Source organism: Duganella sp. 1411 (genome assembly GCF_017833525.1).
Lineage (GTDB): Bacteria > Pseudomonadota > Gammaproteobacteria > Burkholderiales > Burkholderiaceae_D > Rugamonas.
The window spans coordinates 881687-901662 of record NZ_JAFICD010000001.1; the positions used below are offsets into that span (position 1 = coordinate 881687).

A 19976-nucleotide genomic window follows, 5' to 3' on the forward strand; every position below is an offset into this window, starting at 1 on the left:
TAAAAAGGGATCACCATGCCGCAATTGAAACGCATCGCCGCAGCCACCCTGGCCCTGTCATTGGTCATGATCGCAGGTTCCGCCAGCGCCGGCCGCATCGAAGAAATCAAGGCGCGCGGCTACGTGCGGATCGGCGTCTCGCTGGGCGGGGAGCCGGTCGGCTTCCGCAACGGTAAAAACGAGCCGGTCGGGTATGACGTCGATGTCGCCACCCAGCTCGCCGCCAAACTGGGCGTGCCGGCGCGCTTCTCCGACGTATCGGCCGACGCGCGCATCTCGATGCTGATGTCGAAGCAGCTCGATGTCGTGGTGGCCAATGTGTCGATCACGCCGCAGCGCTCGCGCGTGGTCGATTTCTCGAAGCCCTACAACGTCGCCGGGCTGCGCGTGATCGTGCAAAAAAGCGCCGGCATCAAGACGCTGGCCGATCTGAAAGGCAAACGCGTGGTGGTCGGGCGCGGCACCACGGCGGACGCGTTCCTGAAGCAGGCGTCGCCGCAGGCGGTGTTTGTCTACACCGACAATTTCGCGCCGGACGGGGTGTTGATGCTAAAGCAAAAGCGCGCCGATGCGGGCATTGAGGATGCGTCGCTGCTCGACTACCTGGCTAGCAAGAACGAGCATCTGCAGGTGCTGCCCGGGATGTATGGCAACACGCCGATCGGCATCGCCGTCGCCAAGGGCGACCCGGAGCTGCTCAAGTTTGTGAACGGGTTCGTGGCCGATTACGTCAAAACCGGCGCCTACGCCGACAATTACCACAAGTGGTGGGGTGACAACAGCGTGCCGCCGGCCTTGTAACCGCCCACAAACAGAAATGTATATCTAAACCACGTAGGGCGGATTAGCGCAGCGTAATCCGCCATGCATGCGTCGCGGCGGCTCACGCAATGGCGGATTACCGTGGAACAATGGAGAACATCGCGCACATGTGCCCTATCCCACAGACAATCCCCGGGACTATTCCTAACATTGCCGGCAGGAGTGTCGCCATCGATGAAAAAGTATCACAAGGAACATTTCGATCCAGCCAATGTCCGGCGTCTGCTCGAGCCCGGCCCGGTCGTGCTCGTCAGCTCCGCGTTGAACGACCAAACCAACATCATGACCATGGGCTGGCACATGATGATCGGTTTCTCGCCCGCGCTGTTCGGCTGCTACATCGACGAAAGCAACCATAGTTACGACATGGTCACCGGCAGCAAGGAATGCGTGATCAACCTGCCCACCGCCGACCTGCTGGAACAGGTGATCGGCATCGGCAACTGCAGCGGCGCCGACACCGACAAGTTCAAACTGTTCAACCTGACCAAGGAATCCGCCACCGAAGTCCAGGCGCCGATGATCGCCGAATGCTACGCCAGTTTCGAATGCCGCCTGGCCAACGCCCACCCGAATCCCAACCACCCGCTGTTCGTCTGGCAGGTGGTGCGCGCGCACGTGGCCAAGTCCCCCAAGCTGCCCAAAACCCTGCACTACCGGGGCGACGGCGAATTCATGATCTCCGGTCGCGAGGTGAACACCCTGCGCCAGTTCCCCAACCAGACCCGGTGAAGACGCGCCACGGTTCGACCGCCACCAAGGAGACCGCATGAACACCAACCATTGGTTCCTGCTGGTCGGCTGCCTGATGCTGGCGCGCGGACTGGCCGCGACCACCATTTCCCGCTCGCCGTTCACGTCGGCGATGGTTTATCTCGGCTTTGGCCTCCTGCTCGGCCCCACGGTGCTCAACATCCTCGACTTCGATCCGATGCTGCAATCGGACCTGCTGGAGGTGCTGACAGAGATCGCCATCCTGATCTCGCTGTTCTCGGCCGGGATCAAGATGCCGGTGCCGTTCAAGCTGCGGCACTGGGACCCGCCGCTGCGTCTGGCATGGCTGTCGATGACGCTGACGGTGGCGCTGGTGGCCGCCTTCGCCTTCTTCGTCCTGGGCCTGCCGCTGGGCGCGGGCATCCTGTTGGGCGGTATCCTGGCGCCGACCGATCCGGTGCTGGCGACCGACGTCCAGGTCCGCCACGCCGGCGACAAGGATCAACTGCGCTTCACCCTGACCTGCGAGGCCGGCATGAACGACGGCAGCGCCTTCCCCTTCGTCTTCCTTGGCCTGGCCATGCTGGGCGTGGGCGACGACACCGGCGCCTATCACTGGCGCTGGTTCCTGGTCGATGTGGTGTGGGCCTCGGGCGCGGCGATCGTCGTTGGCTATGTCGGTGGCGCGCTGACGGCGCGGCTGGGCTGGCGCCTGCGCATCATCGAGCCAAAGCACGATATCATGGACGACCTGGTGGGACTGGGGCTGATCGCCGTCGTCTACGGCGTCTCCAGCCTGATACACGCGTGGGGCTTCCTGGCGGTGTTCTTCGCCGCGGTCGCGCTGCGCCAGACCGAGTTGGTGCTGGCCGGCGCGCCCAAGGACCGCCAAGGCTTGCTGGAACAGGACGTGACGAAATCGGCCGTCGCCAGAACCAGCCAGACGCACGAGGCGCCGCTGACCGTCAGCACCGAATCGCTGGTGTTCAAGGAGCACCTCGAACGGCTGTCGGAGTTGACTCTGGTGCTCCTACTGGGCGGCATGATCTCGCTGCACGACATGGACCTGGACGCCTTGTGGATGGCCATGTTCCTGTTCTTTATCGCGCGGCCGGCCAGCGTGTTCCTCGGCCTCGCCGGCGGCGCCACCAGCTTCCGCCTGCGCGCGATGACGGGGTGGTTCGGCGTGCGCGGCATCGGCTCCATCTATTACTTGATGTACGCGATCGAACAAGGCCTGGACCCCATACTGGCCGAGCGGCTGACGCACGTTTCGCTATTCGTCATCATGCTCTCGATCATAGTGCACGGCTTTAGCGTCAAGCCGTTGATGGACCGCGTCTGGCCCCGGGGCTAGCCTGCCCTCCTCAAATCCCCTCGAGACTGAGCGCCCGCACCGCGCTGCGCAGCAGTCCATGCAAACGCACGCGCTCCTCGTGATCCATGTCGGGGAACATCTGCATCTCGACCTCGCGCACCTTGCCGTCGCACTGCGCCAGGATCGCGTGCCCGGCCTCCGTCAGCTGGATCTGGATGATGCGCCCGTGCGACGGATCGGGCGTGCGCTCGATCCAGCCCTTCGCTTCGATCGACTTGACCATCTCGTTGGCCGACTGCGGCGACACCATCGTCCGCACCGCCAGCTGCGCGTTCGACAGCGCGCCCTGCGCCCGGAACACCGACAGCGCCGTGTACTGCGGCACCGTCACGCCGGCCGGCGCGCAGCAATCGCGCAGCCGCTTGCCCAGCACGTGGTCGAGACGCCCCACCAGGTAGGCCAGCCCCAATGGTTTGGTGCTATCGGAAAAATCTGCTTTGACCATAAAAATTTTCTTGTAAAACAAAAGAGGTGGGTATAGTATAAGTCACATATCAGGCAGCCTGATACTTAAATTCAAACATTTAGCTCACTAAAAGGAGACACATTGTATGTCCAAATATGAAGCCCGCTGGGAAACCGTCAAGGTCGATGTTGAAAAAGGTATCGGCTGGATCACCCTGAACCGTCCCGACAAGCGCAACGCCATGAGCCCGACCCTGAACCGCGAGATGATCGACGTGCTCGAGACGCTGGAGCTGGACGAGGACGCGCAAGTGATCGTGCTGACCGGCGCCGGCGACGCCTGGACCGCCGGCATGGATTTGAAAGAATACTTCCGCGAGAACGACGGCAAGCCGGAGATCTTCCAGGAGCGCCTGCGCCGCGACTGCTCGCAGTGGCAGTGGAAGCTGCTGCGCATGTACAGCAAGCCGACCATCGCCATGGTCAACGGCTGGTGCTTCGGCGGCGCGTTCTCGCCGTTGGTCGCCTGCGACCTGGCCATCGCCGCCGACGAAGCGGTGTTCGGCCTGTCCGAGATCAACTGGGGCATCCCGCCCGGTAACCTGGTCAGCAAGGCCGTCGCCGACACCATGGGCCACCGCCAGGCGCTGCACTACATCATGACCGGCGACACCTTCACCGGCCAGGAAGCGGCGGCCATGGGCCTGATCAACAAGAGCGTACCGCGCGCCCAGCTGCGCGACGAAGTGGTCGCGCTGGCGGAAAAACTGCTGGCCAAGGCGCCGACCGTGCTGCGCATCGCCAAGAACGGCTTCAAGCGCTGCCGCGAACTGAATTGGGACCAGAACGAGGACTACCTGTACGCCAAGGTCGACCAGTCCAACTACCGCGATCCGGAAAAAGGACGCGCCCAGGGCCTCAAGCAGTTCCTGGACGATAAGACGATCAAGCCAGGTCTGCAGACTTTCAAACGCGGCTAAACTCTACTATAAAAATAAAAGGAGACAACCATGTTTGACACCGATCTGCTGATCGGCGGCCAAGGCGCCGCCGCCCAAGACAAGGCCAGCTTCGAGCGCCGCAATCCCGGCAGCGGCGAAGTGGTCACCCGCGCCGCCGCCGCGCAACTGGCCGACGTCGACCGCGCCGTCAAGGCCGCCCACGATGCCTTCCCGGCGTGGTCGGCGATGGCGCCCGGCGCCCGCCGCGCGCTGCTGCTCAAGGCCGCCGACACCATGGAGAAGTACCGCGCCGAATTCGTCGCCCGCGGTGTCGCCGAAGCCGGCGGCAGCCCGATGTGGTACCAGTTCAATGTGACGCTGGCCTCCAACATGCTGCGCGAGGCGGCGTCGATGACGACCCAAATCGGCGGCGAGGTCATTCCGTCCGACGTCCCCGGCTCGATGGCCATGGGCCTGCGCCAGGCCTGCGGCGTGGTGCTCGGCATGGCGCCGTGGAACGCCCCGATCATCCTCGGCACCCGCGCCATCGCCATGCCTCTGGCCTGCGGCAACACCGTGATCCTGAAAGCGTCGGAACTGTGCCCCGCCCTGCACCGCCTGATCGGCACCGTGTTCGAGGAAGCCGGCTTCGCGCCGGGCGTCGTCAACGTCATCACCAACGCGCCGCAGGACGCACCGCAGATCGTCGAGCGCCTGATCGCCGCGCCGGCGGTCCGCCGCGTCAATTTCACCGGCTCGACCAACGTCGGCCGCATCATCGCCCAGCATTGCGCCCGCCATCTGAAACCGGTGCTGCTGGAATTGGGCGGCAAGAACCCGCTGCTGATCCTCGACGACGCCGACCTGGACGAAGCCGTCGAAGCGGCGGCCTTCAGCGCCTTCTTCAACCAGGGCCAGATCTGCATGTCGGCCGACCGCATTTTGGTCGACAACAAGGTGGCCCCGGCCTTCCTCGAAAAACTGGCCGCCAAAACCGCCACCCTGAAGGCTGCGCAAAGCGACGCGCCGCTGTCCGGCATGATCGATCCGTCGGCCACCAGCCGCGTGGCCGCCATGCTGCAGGATGCCCGCGACCGCGGCGCCAAGGTCACCCAAAGCTCGGCCGAAGTGGTCGGCAACATCATGCAGCCGGCCATCGTCGACGGCGTGACGCCGGAAATGAAGGTCTACCAGGAGGAGTCGTTCGGTCCCATCGTCTCGATCCTGCGCTTCGACACCGACGAGGAAGCCATTGCACTGGCCAACGACAGCGAATACGGCCTGTCGTCGGCGGTCTTCAGCCGCGACATCGGCCGCGCAATGGCGGTCGCGCGCCGCATCGAATCGGGCATCTGCCACATCAACGGGCCGACCGTGCATGACGAGGCGCAGATGCCGTTCGGCGGCGTCAAAGGCAGTGGTTACGGACGCTTCGGCGGCAAGGCGGCCATCGCCGAGTTCACGGAGCTGCGCTGGATCACGATCCAGACCACGTCGCGCCACTACCCGATCTGACAGGAGCTCCGCATGAATCAATCGTTGATCGCGGAGCAGTCCAGCGGCACGACAAAGCGGCGCCCGGTCCGGCTGGGCAATCCGGAGATCTCGGCGTATCAGGTCGACGGCTTGTGGCACGTGGACGCCATCACGCCGCTCGATCCTTTTCCGTCGCGCTTCACCGACCGCCTGGAATCGGGCGCCGCCGCCCATCCCGAACGCACGCTGGTGGCGCGCCGCCCGGCCGATGGCGGCGACTGGATACGGCTGTCGTACGCCGACGTGTTGCGGCGCGCGCGCAGCATCGGCCAGGCGCTGCTCGATCGCGGCCTGTCCGCCGAACGCCCGCTGGTGATCTTGTCCGGCAACGACCTGGAACACTTCCAGCTAGCGCTGGGCGCCATGTATGCCGGCATTCCGTATGCGCCGGTCTCGCCGTCCTATTGTCTGGTCGCTACCGATTTCACCAAGCTGGAAGAGATGCTGGCCAAGCTGACGCCGGGCGCGCTGTACGCGTCGGACGGCGCCGCCTTCAGCCGCGCCATCGCCGCCGTCATGCCGGCGGACGCCGAGCTGATACTAGGCGCCGGCGAGGTGGCCGGCCACCAGTCCACCAGCTTCCAGTCGCTGCTGGAAGTCACGCCGTCGAGCGTCGAGGCGGCGCATGCCGGCGTCGGTGTCGACACGGTGGCCAAATTCCTGTTCACCTCCGGTTCGATCAAGAAGCCGAAGGCCGTCACCACCACCCACGGCATGTTGTGCAGCAACCAGCAGATGCTGCTGCAAACCTTCCCGTTCATGGGCGACGAGCCGCCGGTGCTGCTGGACTGGCTGCCCTGGAACCATACCTTCGGCGGCAGCCACAATGTCGGCATCGTGCTGTATAACGGCGGCACGCTGTATCTGGACGACGGCAAGCCAACCCCGCGCGACTTTGCGACGACGCTGCGGAACCTGCGCGAGATCGCGCCGACGATGTATTTCAATATCCCGAAAGGGTTCGAGATGCTGACCGACGCGATGAAGACCGACGCCAAATTGAGCGCCAACTTCTTCTCGCGCGTGAAGCTGTTCCTGTGCGCCGGCGCCGGCCTGTCGCAGGCGGCGTGGGATCGGCTGGACAACGCCGCCATCGCCGAAACCGGCGAATCGGTGCGCATCATCACGGGGCTGGGCATGACGGAGACCTCGCCATCGTGCACCTTCGGCACCGGCTCCATTATCAAGGCCGGCTACGTCGGCGTGCCGGCGCCGGGCTGCAAGGTCAAGCTGGTGCCGTTCGGCGACAAGCTGGAAGCGCGCTTCCACGGCCCGCACGTGATGCCGGGCTACTGGCGCGCGCCGGACCTGAACGCCGCGGTGTTCGACGAGGACGGCTACTACTGCACCGGCGACGCGCTGCGCTTCGTCGACCCGGAACGGCCGGAACTGGGCTTCATGTTCGACGGCCGCATCGCCGAGGACTTCAAACTGAGCACCGGCACCTTCGTCAGCGTCGGCCCGCTGCGGGCGAAGGTGATCAGCGCCGCCGCGCCGTACGTGCTCGACGCCGTGGTCACCGGCATCGACCGCAGCGCCATCGGGCTGCTGCTGTTCCCGCGCATGGAGCATTGCACGGCGTTGTCCGAACTGGGCGCCGACGCCAGCGCGGCCGAGGTGCTGGCCAGCGCGCCGGTGAGGGCCTGGTTTGAGCGGCTGCTCAAGGTGCTCAACCAGGACGCCAGCGGCTCCTCGATGCGCATCGACCGCCTGATGCTGTTGCCCGAACCGCCGTCCGTCGATCATCGCGAGATGACCGACAAGGGTTCGATCAACCAATCGGCGGTGCTGACACGGCGCGCGGCCGTTGTCGAAGCGCTGTACGAAGGCACCGATCCACAAGTAATCATCGCTGCATAAACTAAAAAAGACGGAGACAAGCAATGAAACTTAAAAAACTGGCCAATATCGGCATCATCGTCGGCCTGGCCGTCGTCGGCATGGGCACGGCCCAGGCGCAGGACACCATCAAGGTCGGCGTCATCGCCGCGCTGACCGGGCCCTTCGCCAACACCGGCAAGCCGTTCGAGGATGGCATCAAGACCTATATGCAGCAGCACGGCGCCACGGTGGCCGGCAAAAAGATCGAGATCATCTACCGCGACGACGGCGGCACCAACGCCGACATGTCCAAGCGCGCGGCGCAAGAGTTGATCTCGCGCGACAAGGTCAGCTTCCTGATCGGCTTCTCGCTCACGCCAAGCGCGCTGGCGGTGGCGCCGATCGCCACCCAGGCCAAGATCCCGATGATCGTCATGAACGCCGTCACTACCGGCATCACCGCCAAATCGCCGTACATGCTGCGCACCAGTATGACGATGCAGCAGATGACCGAACCTTTCGGCACCTGGACCGCGCAGAACAAGATCGGCAAGGTGTACACGCTGGTGAGCGACTACAGCACCGGCATCGACGCGGAAGCGCGCTTCGGCAAAGGCTTCACCGCCGGCGGCGGCAAGCTGGTTGGCTCGTCGCGCGTGCCGCTGGCCAATCCGGACTACTCGCCGTTCATCCAGCGCATCAAGGACGAGAAGCCGGACGCGCTGTTCTTCTTCGCCCCCGGCGCCGAAGACGGCACCGCCCTGCTCAAGGCCTTCAGCGACAAGGGCCTGGACAAGGCCGGCATCAAGTTCCTGGGCGTGGGCGACATGACCAGCGACTCGCCGACGCTGGAAGCGCTGGGCGAGCGCGCGCTGGGCGCCATCACGGTGCTGAACTACTCGACGGCGCTCGACAACGCGGCCAACAAGTCCTTCCTGGCCGCCTACGCCGCCGCCCTGCCGAACGCCCGGCCGCCGACCTTCGTCACCGTGGCCGCGTACGACACCATGGCCATGCTGTACGAAACCATCCGCAAATTGAACGGCACCGTCACCGGCGACACCGCCATGAAGGTATTGTCGAGCATGAAGCTGGACAGCCCGCGCGGCCCGATCAGCATCGACCCGGCCTCGCGCGACATCGTACAGAACATGTACATCCGCGAGGTCAAGAAGGTCAACGGCAAGCTGGTGAACCAGCCGATCGGCACGTTAAAGGACGTAATGCCCAACTAGATCCGGATATCCAGATCAGATCTAAATCACGTAGGGCGGATTAGCGCAGCGTAATCCGCCAAGCTCCGCCGACGGCCCGCGCGCGGAATCCGCCCCACGCGATCATTCAGCTTCACCCAAACGCGGTCCCGACGCAGCCACCAGAACGCCGCGCGGGTCCCGCACGTCCATCGCTTTGCAACAACAGAGGAGACAACTCGCATGAAAAGCCGCGACACCATACTATCCATATCCCAACTGACCGCCGCCACCACCGCCGCGCTGCTGCTGAGCGCCTGCGCCGGCGGCGGCGGGGACGGCGTCGACGCCTCCGGCCTGCCCCGGCTGAGCGTGCCCACCGGCGGCTCGCTCGCCTCGTGCACCGACCTGGCGACGAAAATCCAACTGGCCAACACCACCATCACCGGCGCCAACAGCATCGCCGCCGGCACCCTGAAGATCGCCGGCAAGCCCGTCCCCGCGCACTGCCAGGTAACCGGCCGCATGTTCGACCGTGTCAGCCCGGTCGACGGCGCGCGCTACGCGATCGGCTTTGAAATGCGCCTGCCGCTGAACTGGAACGGCCGCTTCTTCTACCAGGCCAACGGCGGCCTGGACGGCTCGGTCGTCCCGGCCACCGGCTCGGTCGGCGGCGGCGGCCCGCTCGACAGCGCGCTCAACATGGGCTTCGCGGTCATCAGCTCCGACGCCGGCCACGGCGCGCCCAATCCCGCCTTCGGCATCGATCCGCAAGCACGCCTCGACTACGGCTACCAGGCGGCCGGCAAGCTCACGCCGATGGCCAAGGGCCTGATCCAGATCGCCTACGGCAAGGCGCCGGAGCGCTCCTACTTCGGCGGCTGCTCCAACGGCGGGCGCCACACGATGGTGGCGGCGGCCCGCATCGCCGATCAATACGACGGCTTCCTGGTCGGCGACCCCGGATTCCGCCTGCCGCTGGCGGCGATCGCCAATATCGCCGGCGGGCAAGCCTACAATGCGCTGGCCAGCACCCCGGGTGACCTGTCGACCGGATTCACCAAGGCCGAACGCACCACCGTCGAAAACGCCATCTTGGCGAAATGCGACGCGCTGGACGGCGCCACCGACGGCCTGATTCAAAACACCCAGGCCTGCCAGGCGGCCTTCAACCTGAATCGCGACGTACCGACATGCACCGGCGCGCGCGACGGCAGCTGCCTCAGCGCCGCGCAAAAAACCACCATCGCCGGCCTGTTCTCGGGTGCGACCACCGGTGCCGGCGCGAAGTTCTATTCCAGCTGGCCATACGACGCCGGCATCGCGTCGGGCGGCTGGGCCGACTGGAAGTTCAACAGCCCGCTGACGCGCGATTCCGGCGCCGTCGGCCTGATCTGGCAAGCACCGCCGGAAAACCTGGCGACCTTCAACGGTGCGCAATTCGCGCTGACCGGCAATATCGACAGCATGCTGGCGCGGGTCGGCGCCACCACCCCGGTCTACACGGAAAGCGCGCTGTCGTTCATGCTGCCGCCCAACCCGACCAACCTGGCCACGCTGAAGAACCGCGGCGCCAAGATGATGGTGTACCACGGCACCGCCGATCCGATCTTCTCCAGCGACGACACCACCGCATGGTACGAGGGCCTGCGCGCGGCCAACGGCGGCGACGCCGCCAACTTCGCGCGCTTCTACCGCGTGCCCGGCATGAACCACTGCGCGGGCGGCCCGGCGACCGACCAGTTCGACATGCTGACGCCGCTGGTCAACTGGGTCGAGCGCGGCCAGGCGCCCGACAGCGTGATGGCCAGCGCGCGCGGCGCCGGCAACGCGGGTGGCGCCAATGCCGACGTGCCGGCCAACTGGTCGGCCAGCCGCACCCGTCCGCTGTGCCCGTATCCGAAGGCGGCCAAGTACAAGGGCAGCGGCAGCATCGAGGACGCGGCCAGCTTCAGTTGCGAGTGACGTTTGATATGCCTCAAACGTCAGCGGCGGGCTGGACAACTATAGTGTTTGCATGGTTATGGAGGTTCCATGCGCAATGTAGTGATCCTGTTGCTGCTGACGTTTACGCTGGCCGGCTGCGGTTACAACACGCTGCAGTCCAGGGATGAGCAAGTCAAGGCCAGTTGGTCCGAGGTCGTCAACCAGTATCAGCGGCGGGCCGACCTCGTCCCCAATTTGGTCAACACCGTCAAAGGCTACGCCGCGCACGAGCGCGAGGTCCTGAACCAGGTAACGACGGCGCGCGCGCAGGCGACCTCCGTCCAGGTCACGCCGGAAGTGCTCAACGATCCGGCCGCGTTCGCGCGCTTCCAATCGGCCCAGGGCGCGCTCACCGGCGCGCTATCCAGGTTGCTGGCGGTCAGCGAAAACTACCCGCAACTCAAGGCGGACGCCAACTTCCGCGACCTGCAAGCGCAGCTCGAAGGCACCGAAAACCGCATCACCGTCGCCCGCAACCGCTATATCCAGGCCGTGCGCGACTACAACGTGAGCGTACGGTCGTTCCCCAACAACCTCACGGCCATGGCTTTCGGCTACCAGGTCAAGCCCAACTTCACCGTCGGCGACGAAAAGGCCGTGGCCGAGGCGCCCGCCGTCAACTTCGAATCCGCGCCAAAAGCGCCACGGGAACAATGACATGCGGCCGCATATCGAAGCGGGCGCGCAACGGAAAATCACGGCCGGGATTGTTCCATGGTCGCTGTCGATATTGCTTGCTTTGCTGATGCTCGCCCAGGCCCTCGCGCAAGACTCGCCGGCGCCAATTCCACCGCTGAACCGGCCCGTCACCGACCTGACCGCCACGCTGGGGGCGCAACAGTCGGCGCGACTGGAAGACAAACTGCGCGCCTTCGAAAGACGCAAGGGCAGCCAGATCGCGGTGCTGATCGTGCCGACCACGCGGCCGGAGACGATCGAGCAGTACGCCATCCGCGTGGCGGAGCAATGGAAAATCGGGCGCGCCAGGGTCGACGACGGCGCCATCCTGGTGATCGCCAAGGACGACCGCACCCTGCGCATCGAGGTCGGCTACGGATTGGAAGGCGCGCTCAACGACGCGACCGGCAAGCGCATCATCGACGAGATCATCGTGCCACGCTTTCGGCAGGGTGATTTTGCCGGCGGCATCGACGCCGGCGTCGACAGCATGATGAAGGTTATCGACGGCGAGCCGCTGCCCCCCGCGCGCGCCGGACCGGCGACCGGGCCGTCCTCGCCTTCGTCGTGGCTGGCCATCTGGCCGGCGCTGCTGGTGGCGGCGTTGGCGCTGGGCGCCGCCGCGCGCGCCATGCTGGGTCGGATACCCGGGGCCGTGCTGACCGGCGGGCTGATCGGCGGCGCGGCGTGGCTGCTGGCCGGCACCGCCCTGGTCGCCATCATCGCCGGCGCGGCCGGTTTTCTGTTTACGCTGATCGCCGGGAGCCGCTCCGCGTTGCCCGGAATGTATCTTGGAGGCGGCCTCGGCCGCGCCGGCTGGGGTGGAGGCGGCTGGGGTGGAGGCGGATTCGGCGGCGGTGGCTGGGGTGGCGGTGGCGGCAGCTTCGGCGGCGGCGGCGCGTCCGGGCGGTGGTAGCGATGAACCTGGCGCGCATGGTGCGTCACCTGTTCACGGGCCACGCCCGGGTCAGGCGCTGTTTTCCGCCTACGTGCATCGCCGCCATCACGCGCGCCATCGCCGACTCCGAAACCACCCACCACGGCGAAATCCGTTTCGCCATCGAGGCCGCGCTGTCGCCGCTGCAGCTCCTGCGCGGCGTGGACGCGCGCGCGCGGGCGTTGGAACTCTTCTCCGCGTTACGCATCTGGGATACCGAGCACAACAGCGGCGTGCTGATCTACGTGCTGCAGGCCGACCACGCCATCGAGATCGTCGCCGACCGTGGCATCAACCTGCGCGTGGCCGACGGCGCCTGGGCCGCCATCGCACAGGCGATGCGGGACCAGTTCAGCCGGGGACGATATCAGGCCGGCGCGCTGGACGGCATCGCCGCCGTGTCGCGCGAACTGAAGCGCCACCTGCCCGCCGCCGATGGCGCTCCCAACGAGCTCGGCGACGATGTCACGCTGCTGTAAGTATCCCCCACGAAAAAATGACCGCGCGCCAGCAACGGCGGGCTTCGTCGCCCGTTTGATTTTTCGCAGATCCGTTCCGGCGCCAGCCATTTAGGCTGGTACAGCTAATTTGCTTAACCGGACGGAGACTGTGTCATGAAGCGCATGAGAAAGATTTGCTGGTCGCCACTGCTGGTGGCGCTGTCGCTGGCGGCGGGCGCGGCGCAGGCCGCCGTCCGCTACCACGTTGTCACGATCGGCGGCGTCAACACCGACGGACACTCGATCAACAACGCCGGCCAGATCGCCGGCACGGTCAACGACGACTTCGGCGTGCCGGAGGCGTTTCTTTACTCGAACGGCAGCTTCTCGCGGCTCGGCACGCTGGGGGGCAGCGAGAGCAGCGGCGTCGGCATCAACGACCGCGGCCAGGTGGTGGGCATGTCGACCACGGCCGACAACCGCCGCCGCGCCTACCTCTACGCCAACGGCCGCATGAGCGACCTCGGCACCCTGGGCGGCGACGAGGCGATGGCCTCCGGCATCAACAACGCCGGGCAGATCGTGGGCAGCGCCAACAATGGCAATGACAATTGGCACGCGTTCCGCTACACGGCCGGGGTCATGCAAGACCTCGGCACACTCGGGGGCAGCGTCAGCGGCGCCAGCGACATCAACCGCCACGGCCAGGTCGTCGGCGGCGCCGGCGTCAACGACGAATTCCGCTGGTCGCACGCCTTCCTGTACGACGGCGCTGGCATGCGCGACCTCGGCACCTTCGGCGGCAATTACAGCGGCGCGGCGGGCCTGAACGACGCCGGTTATGCGGTCGGCTACGCGGCCATCGCCAACAACGCCGCCGACCACGCCTTCCTCTACGCCAACGGCGTCATGCAGGATCTGGGCACCCTCGGCGGCACCTACAGCTTCGCCAACAGCATCAACAACCGCAATCTGGTGGTGGGCTCCTCCAACATCCTGGGCGACGCCGGCTCCCACGCCTTCCTCTACGGCGACGGCCGCATGACGGACCTCAATTCGCTGATCGATCCGGCCTCCGGCTGGACCATCCACTACGCGTACGACATCAACGACCACGGCCAGATCGCCGCCACCGGTTGCCGCGCCGGCCAGTGCATGGCGCTGCGGCTGGACGTCACGCCGATGTCCACGCCCGAACCGTCGACCTGGGTCACGCTGCTGTGCGGCCTGGCGCTGCTGATCGTATCGCTGTGGCTGCGGCGCGCGCCGCCGAACTTCCGCAATCCCGCCTGAACCCCACACCCCCCTAAGGAGTACACATCGTGAATGACTTATCCGCCAAATCGCGGTGGCTGTGGCTGCCCATGCTGATGCTGCTGACCGGCGCCGCGCTGGCCCAAAGCCGCTACGACATCACGGTGGTGCGCGCCCCTGCGGGCAACATCTTCGCGATCGCGCTCAACAACCGCGCCCAAATCGCCGGAACCATGACCCCCGCCGGGATGGCACAGGCCGTGCTGTACGATCGGGGCAATATCACCCAACTGGGCACCCTGGGCGGTCCGTACAGCGCGGCCAACGACTTGAACGAGCGCGGCGAGGTGGTGGGGCAATCGATCAACGGCGCCGGGCAGTTACGCGCATTCCTGTACGCAAACGGCACCATGCGCGATATCGGTACGCTGGGCGGCACCTACGCCAGTGCGCAGGGTATCAACAACGCCGGACAAATCACCGGAGAATCGACCACCGGCAACAACGTGGTACATGCCTTTCGCTACATCGGCGGCGTGATGACGGACCTGGGCACGCTCGGCGGAGACTTCAGTTCAGGGCGCGATATCAACGCGCGCGGCGCGGTGGCCGGCTTTTCCAGCATCGCCTCCGCCGGGAGCGTGCACGCTTTCCTCCAGGACGGCGGCGCCATGAGGGATCTGGGCACGCTGGGCGGCCCCGACAGTATTGCGATGGCACTCAACGACGCCGGCCACGTGGCAGGTTTCTCCGCCACGACCGTGGACAACGGCCACGCTTTTTTCTACGCCAACGGCGTGATGCGCGATCTGGGCACGCTGGGCGGCGTTTTCAGCGTCGCGCAGGGCATCAACAATCAAGACCAGGTGGTCGGCGGGTCGACGCTGCCGGACCCGAGCGACCCGGGCCATGGCTTCCTGTATAGCGACGGCGTCATGCGCGACCTCAACTCCCTGATCGACCCGGCATCGGGCTGGACCATACAGAACGCCTGGGACATCAATGAACGCCGCCAGATCCTCGCCTTCGGCTGCAATGCCAGCGAGTGCACGGCACTGCTGCTCAGCCCGGTAATGTCCGCGCCGTAACCGCCCTACGTCAGCGTGGAAACCGTGGTCGATTCCAGGGCGCGGGCCAAATACGGCGCGGTGCGGCTGCCCTTGTCCCTGGCGATATCGGCCGGCGGCCCCGCCGCGACGATGGCGCCGCCCTCCTCGCCGGCGCCCGGCCCGACATCGATGACCCAGTCGCTGTCGGCCAGCACCTGCATATTGTGTTCGACCACGACCACGGTGTTGCCGGCGTCGACCAGCCCGTGCAGCTGCGTCATCAGCAACTCGATGTCGGCCGGATGCAGGCCGGTGGTCGGCTCGTCGAGCACGTACAAGGTGTCGCCACGGCTGGCGCGCTGCAGCTCGGTGGCCAGCTTGATGCGCTGCGCCTCGCCGCCGGACAATTCCGTGGCCGGCTGGCCCAGCCGCAGATAACCCAGCCCCACCGCCCGCAACACGTCCAACGCGTGCCGCAGCGGCGCCTCCTCGGCGAAGAATTCCCACGCCGCGTCCACCGTCATTCGCAGCACCTCGGCGATATTGCGGTCGCGGTAGCGCACCGCCAGCGTATCAGGGTTGTAGCGCGCGCCCTCGCATTCCGGACAAGGCGCGTAGACGCTCGGCAGGAACAGCAATTCGACCATGACAAACCCCTCGCCGGCGCAGTTCGGACAGCGGCCCTTGGCCACGTTGAACGAAAACCGGCCGGCGTCGTAGTGGCGCGCGCGCGCCGACCGGGTGGCGGCGAACAGCTTGCGCACATGATCGAACAAACCGGTGTAGGTCGCCAGATTGGAACGCGGCGTGCGGCCGATCGGCCGCTGGTCGACCTGCACCAGCCGGCGCACGCCATGCATGCCGGCGACGATGCGGCCGCGCACATCGCCGCCCTCCGCATCGTCGAGCGCCGCCTCGACCAAATCGGTGTCCGCGCCCGCGTCATCGGCGGTCGGGCTCTGGCCCAGCTGCGCCAGCACCAGCTGCACCAGCGCCTGGCTCACCAGGCTCGATTTGCCGGAACCGGAGACGCCGCTCACGCTGGTCAGCACGCCCAGTGGAAAATCGGCGTCGACGCCGCTCAGGTTGTTGCGTTCGATGCCGCGCAGCCGCAGCCAGTCGGCCGGCACCCGCGCCGTCCGCCCCGGCCGTTCGACGCGCTCGAACAGATATCGCGCGGTGCGCGACTCCTCCACATCGGCCAGGCCGTCCGGCGCGCCGCTATAAAGTACGCGGCCGCCCTGTTGACCGGCCTTCGGGCCGACGTCGACGATCCAGTCGGCATGGCGGATCACGTCCAGCGCATGCTCGACGACGAACAGCGAATTGCCCGCCGCCTTGAGCCGGTCCAACGCCCGCAGCAGCGCCTCGGTATCGACCGGATGCAGCCCCGCCGACGGTTCGTCCAGCACATAGACCACGCCGAACAAGCTGGAACGCACCTGCGTCGCCAGCCGCAGGCGCTGTAGTTCGCCCGGCGACAAAGTGGGCGTGCCACGCTCGAGGCTCAGATATCCGAGTCCCAGGTCGAGCAGCACCGCTAGCCGCGCCACCAGATCCTGGGCGATGCGCTGCGTGACGATGGCCTTCTCCGGATGGCGCTCGGCATCCCTGGCCCTGGCCTTGGTTTTGGCGGCCGGCGGTTTGCCCTCCGCGTAAGGCGCCAGCAACTGCGCCAGGCGCTGCAAAGGCAGGCGGCCGATCTCGGTGATATCGTGGCCGCCGAAGGTCACCGACAGCGATTCCGCCCGCAGCCGCTTGCCCCCGCACGTCGGACAATCCATGCCGACCAGGTAGCGCGCCACGCGCTTCTTCATGATCGCGCTCTCGGTGCCGGCGAAGGTTTGCAGCACGTACCTGCGCGCGCCGGTGAAGGTGCCCTGATAGCTCGGCGTCTCCTTGCGCTTGTGCGCGCGCCGCGCCTCGGCCGGCGTCAGGCCGGCATACACCGGCACGGTGGGCTGCTCGTCGGTGAACAATATCCAGTCGCGCTGCTTTTTCGGCAAATCGCGCCAGGGCGTGTCGACGTCGTAACCGAGCGTCACCAGGATATCGCGCAGATTCTGTCCGTGCCAGGCGGTGGGCCAGGCGGCCACCGCCCGTTCGCGTATCGTCAGGCTGTCGTCCGGCACCATCGAGCGCTCGGTGGCCTCGTACACCCGGCCCAGGCCATGGCACTGCGGGCAGGCGCCCTGCGGCGTATTGGGCGAGAACGATTCCGCATACAGTAGTTCCTGCCCCGGCGGATAGTCGCCGGCGCGCGAGTACAGCATGCGCAGTGAATTGGACAAGGTGCTGACGCTGCCGACCGACGAGCGGGTGGTCGGCGCGCCGCGCTGCTGCTGCAAGGCCACCGCCGGCGGCAGGCCGTCGATGGCGTCGACCTCCGGCACCGCCATCTGATGGAACAGCCGGCGCGCGTACGGCGACACCGACTCCAGATAGCGCCGCTGCGCCTCGGCGTACAGGGTGCCGAAAGCGAGCGACGACTTTCCGGAGCCGGAGACGCCGGTGAACACCACCAGCGCGTTGCGCGGGATGTCGACATCGACGTTCTGCAGATTGTGCTCGCGCGCGCCGCGCACGCGCACGTAGCCGGTCTCGGCGGTCTCGGCGACGGCGGGCGCCGACTCGCCTGGGGTTGTGGGACGGTGCTTGGCCATATCAATGTTCCGGTATCAATTTAGCTCCAGCATTATCGATTCGGCCGCAACAGTATGTACGACAACGTACGCGTCCGCCACTCGGGAGCGCGAACCGACGCCCGCACTTCCCCTCTACGTGCGCAAGCGAACATACGCACTGTCGCGCTCGTCACATCATAGTGCCATTCCCCACGTTTTCCATGACGTACGCGCGCGCTGCGCGCCCGTCGCTATCGATAAACTACGCTGATCCGATCACACGAACAGGAACCCATCATGGCCAAAACCGTCGCCGAAGTCGTCATCGAAACCCTGCAAGAAGCCGGGGCCAAGCATTGCTGGGGCATCCCCGGCGATACGCTGAACTACATCACGGACGCGATCCGCCGCAGCGAGATCGAATGGGTGCATGTGCGCCACGAGGAAGCCGGCGGTTTCGCCGCCGGCGCCGAGGCCATCGTCGCCAACCGCCTGACCCTGTGCGCCGGCTCCTGCGGCCCGGGCAGCCTGCACTTCATCAACGGCCTGTACGAGGCGCACCGCAACCGCTCGCCGGTGGTGCTGATCGCCAGCCAGATCACGCGCGACGAACTGGGCACCGACTTCCCGCAGGAGGTCGACTACAAGCCGCTGTACGACCATTGCAGCGTGTTTTGCCAGGAGATCCGCACCCCGGCGCACGCCAAGCGCATCACCGCCATGGCCGCGCAGGCCGCGCTGACCAAGGGCGGCGTGGCCGTGATCATCCTGCCGGTCGACCTGTCGAAGGAAGCGGCGGCCGACGAGCCGCACTTCTCGGTCCACCTGCCGCAGCCGCAAAGCCGCCCCTCGGACACCGAAATGAACCGCATCGCCGAAATCATCAACGACGGCAAAAAGATCGCGATCTACGCCGGTTCCGGTTGCGAGGGCGCGCACGGCCCGCTGATGGCGCTGGCCGAACGCATCAAGGCGCCGATCGCGCACACCTCGCGCGCCAAGGACTTCGTCGAGTATAACAACCCGTACAACGTCGGCATGACCGGCATCTTCGGCATCGACTCCGGCTACCACGCGGTGACCGAGTGCGACACCCTGCTCCTGCTGGGCTGCGACTTCGCCTGGCGCCAGTACTACCCGTCGCATGCCCGCATCATCCAGATCGATATCGATCCGACCCACCTGGGGCGGCGCCACCCGGTCGAAGTGGGCGCCGTCGGCGACATCGCCACCACGCTGGCGGCGCTGCTGCCGCGCGTGCAGGTGCGCGGCGAACGCGAATTCCTCGACCAGTGCGTCGATCGCCACCGCAAGGCCGTCGAGCACCTGAACGAGCGCGCCACGTTGGGCGACGGCGGCACGATCCGTCCGCAGTACCTGACCGCCCTGATCGACAAACATGCCGACGACGACGCCATCTTCACCGCCGACGGCGGCTCGCCGATGGTCTGGGTGCTGCGCCACACCCGCGCCACGGGCAAGCGCCGCACCTTGGTCAGCCTCACGCACGGCACCATGGCCAACGCCATGCCGCAGGCGCTCGGCGCCAAGAAGGCCTTCCCGCAGCGCCAGGTCATCTCGCTGTCGGGAGACGGCGGCCTGACGATGATGATGGGCGATCTGATCACGGCGGTGCAGGAAAACATCGCGATCAAGATCGCCGTCTACAACAACGGCTCGCTGGGCTTCGTCGAGCTGGAACAAAAAGTCGAGGGCCTGCTCGACGCCTACACCGAGTTGAAGAATCCGGATTTCGCCAAGGTCGCCGAGGCGGTCGGCATCTACGGCCGCCGCGTCGAATCGGCGGCGGAACTGGAAGCGGAAGTGCAGGCGTGGCTGGCGCATCCCGGCCCCGCCCTGCTGGACGTCACCACCGACCGCTTCGAGCTGGTGATGCCGCCGAACATACAGGCGTCCCAGGTGCTGGGCACGGCGCTGTACTCGGTCAAGGCGGTGCTCAGCGGGCGTGGCGGCGACGTCGTTGATATGATCAAGGACAATTTCGTCAAATAGTTGACGTCGAAACGACAAATGTTTGCGCATAACATTTAGCGATAAGTTTATGTTGACAGCGACCGCAAGTCGCTCCTACACTTAAATGGTCGCGCAATCATCGGCAGTCGTGAATTGTTGGCTGATGCGTTTTTTCTGTACCGGGTTCTAGCTCTCCTGCCCCACCCCCGGGGCAGCTTCTACAC

The 19976-nt window shown here is 66.1% G+C and carries 16 protein-coding genes; 14 read left to right on the forward strand and 2 right to left on the reverse strand.

Annotation, left to right across the window (positions count from 1 at the left end; all coding sequences use genetic code 11):
- Positions 1–15 precede the first annotated feature (15 nt).
- From JOD97_RS03445 to JOD97_RS03455, 3 genes are all read left to right on the forward strand, one after another.
- Positions 16–801 (forward strand): transporter substrate-binding domain-containing protein, encoded by a 786-nt coding sequence (locus JOD97_RS03445; RefSeq protein WP_209713301.1) that lies wholly within the window; start codon positions 16–18, stop codon positions 799–801.
- A gap of 195 nt (positions 802–996) precedes the next feature.
- Positions 997–1554, forward strand: a complete 558-nt coding sequence (locus tag JOD97_RS03450; protein WP_209713303.1) for a flavin reductase family protein — start codon at positions 997–999, stop codon at positions 1552–1554.
- Positions 1555–1591: 37 nt separating this feature from the next.
- The gene (locus tag JOD97_RS03455) at positions 1592–2893 is read left to right on the forward strand and encodes a sodium:proton antiporter (RefSeq protein WP_209713305.1); all 1302 of its coding nucleotides are present in this window, start codon (positions 1592–1594) and stop codon (positions 2891–2893) included.
- 10 nt (positions 2894–2903) lie between these two features.
- Here the strand turns inward: JOD97_RS03455 and JOD97_RS03460 are convergent, their stop codons facing one another.
- Positions 2904–3359, reverse strand: a complete 456-nt coding sequence (locus JOD97_RS03460; protein WP_209713307.1) for a MarR family winged helix-turn-helix transcriptional regulator — start codon at positions 3357–3359, stop codon at positions 2904–2906.
- Between the two features lie 106 nt (positions 3360–3465).
- On the opposite strand from JOD97_RS03460, the gene JOD97_RS03465 reads away from it, so the two are divergent.
- From JOD97_RS03465 to JOD97_RS03510, 10 genes are all read left to right on the forward strand, one after another.
- The gene (locus tag JOD97_RS03465) at positions 3466–4299 is read left to right on the forward strand and encodes a p-hydroxycinnamoyl CoA hydratase/lyase (protein WP_090318045.1); all 834 of its coding nucleotides are present in this window, start codon (positions 3466–3468) and stop codon (positions 4297–4299) included.
- Positions 4300–4329: 30 nt separating this feature from the next.
- On the forward strand, positions 4330–5775 hold the full coding sequence (locus JOD97_RS03470; protein WP_209713309.1) for an aldehyde dehydrogenase: 1446 nt from the start codon (positions 4330–4332) through the stop codon (positions 5773–5775).
- A gap of 12 nt (positions 5776–5787) precedes the next feature.
- Positions 5788–7656 carry a feruloyl-CoA synthase gene (locus JOD97_RS03475; RefSeq protein WP_209713311.1) on the forward strand — a complete coding sequence of 623 codons (1869 nt, stop codon included), beginning with the start codon at positions 5788–5790 and terminating at the stop codon, positions 7654–7656.
- 23 nt (positions 7657–7679) lie between these two features.
- Positions 7680–8852, forward strand: a complete 1173-nt coding sequence (locus JOD97_RS03480; RefSeq protein ID WP_209713313.1) for an ABC transporter substrate-binding protein — start codon at positions 7680–7682, stop codon at positions 8850–8852.
- Positions 8853–9053: 201 nt separating this feature from the next.
- On the forward strand, positions 9054–10775 hold the full coding sequence (locus tag JOD97_RS03485; RefSeq protein WP_209713315.1) for a tannase/feruloyl esterase family alpha/beta hydrolase: 1722 nt from the start codon (positions 9054–9056) through the stop codon (positions 10773–10775).
- Positions 10776–10844: 69 nt separating this feature from the next.
- Positions 10845–11453 carry a LemA family protein gene (locus tag JOD97_RS03490; RefSeq protein WP_209713317.1) on the forward strand — a complete coding sequence of 203 codons (609 nt, stop codon included), beginning with the start codon at positions 10845–10847 and terminating at the stop codon, positions 11451–11453.
- Position 11454: 1 nt separating this feature from the next.
- The gene (locus JOD97_RS03495; protein ID WP_209713319.1) at positions 11455–12390 is read left to right on the forward strand and encodes a TPM domain-containing protein; all 936 of its coding nucleotides are present in this window, start codon (positions 11455–11457) and stop codon (positions 12388–12390) included.
- A 2-nt stretch (positions 12391–12392) separates the two neighbouring features.
- Positions 12393–12890: a TPM domain-containing protein gene (locus JOD97_RS03500; RefSeq protein WP_209713321.1), complete on the forward strand. Its 498-nt coding sequence runs from the start codon at positions 12393–12395 to the stop codon at positions 12888–12890.
- A gap of 135 nt (positions 12891–13025) precedes the next feature.
- Entirely contained in the window at positions 13026–14144 is a 1119-nt protein-coding gene (locus tag JOD97_RS03505) for an HAF repeat-containing protein (RefSeq protein ID WP_209713323.1), read from the forward strand.
- A 29-nt stretch (positions 14145–14173) separates the two neighbouring features.
- Entirely contained in the window at positions 14174–15193 is a 1020-nt protein-coding gene (locus tag JOD97_RS03510; RefSeq protein WP_209713325.1) for an HAF repeat-containing protein, read from the forward strand.
- A 5-nt stretch (positions 15194–15198) separates the two neighbouring features.
- Here the strand turns inward: JOD97_RS03510 and JOD97_RS03515 are convergent, their stop codons facing one another.
- Complete coding sequence (locus JOD97_RS03515) at positions 15199–17817, reverse strand: excinuclease ABC subunit UvrA (RefSeq protein WP_209713326.1); 2619 nt, start codon at positions 17815–17817, stop codon at positions 15199–15201.
- A gap of 258 nt (positions 17818–18075) precedes the next feature.
- Here JOD97_RS03515 and JOD97_RS03520 point away from each other — a divergent pair, with 258 nt between their 5' ends.
- On the forward strand, positions 18076–19791 hold the full coding sequence (locus tag JOD97_RS03520; protein WP_209713328.1) for a thiamine pyrophosphate-dependent enzyme: 1716 nt from the start codon (positions 18076–18078) through the stop codon (positions 19789–19791).
- The last annotated feature ends 185 nt before the right edge of the window (positions 19792–19976 follow it).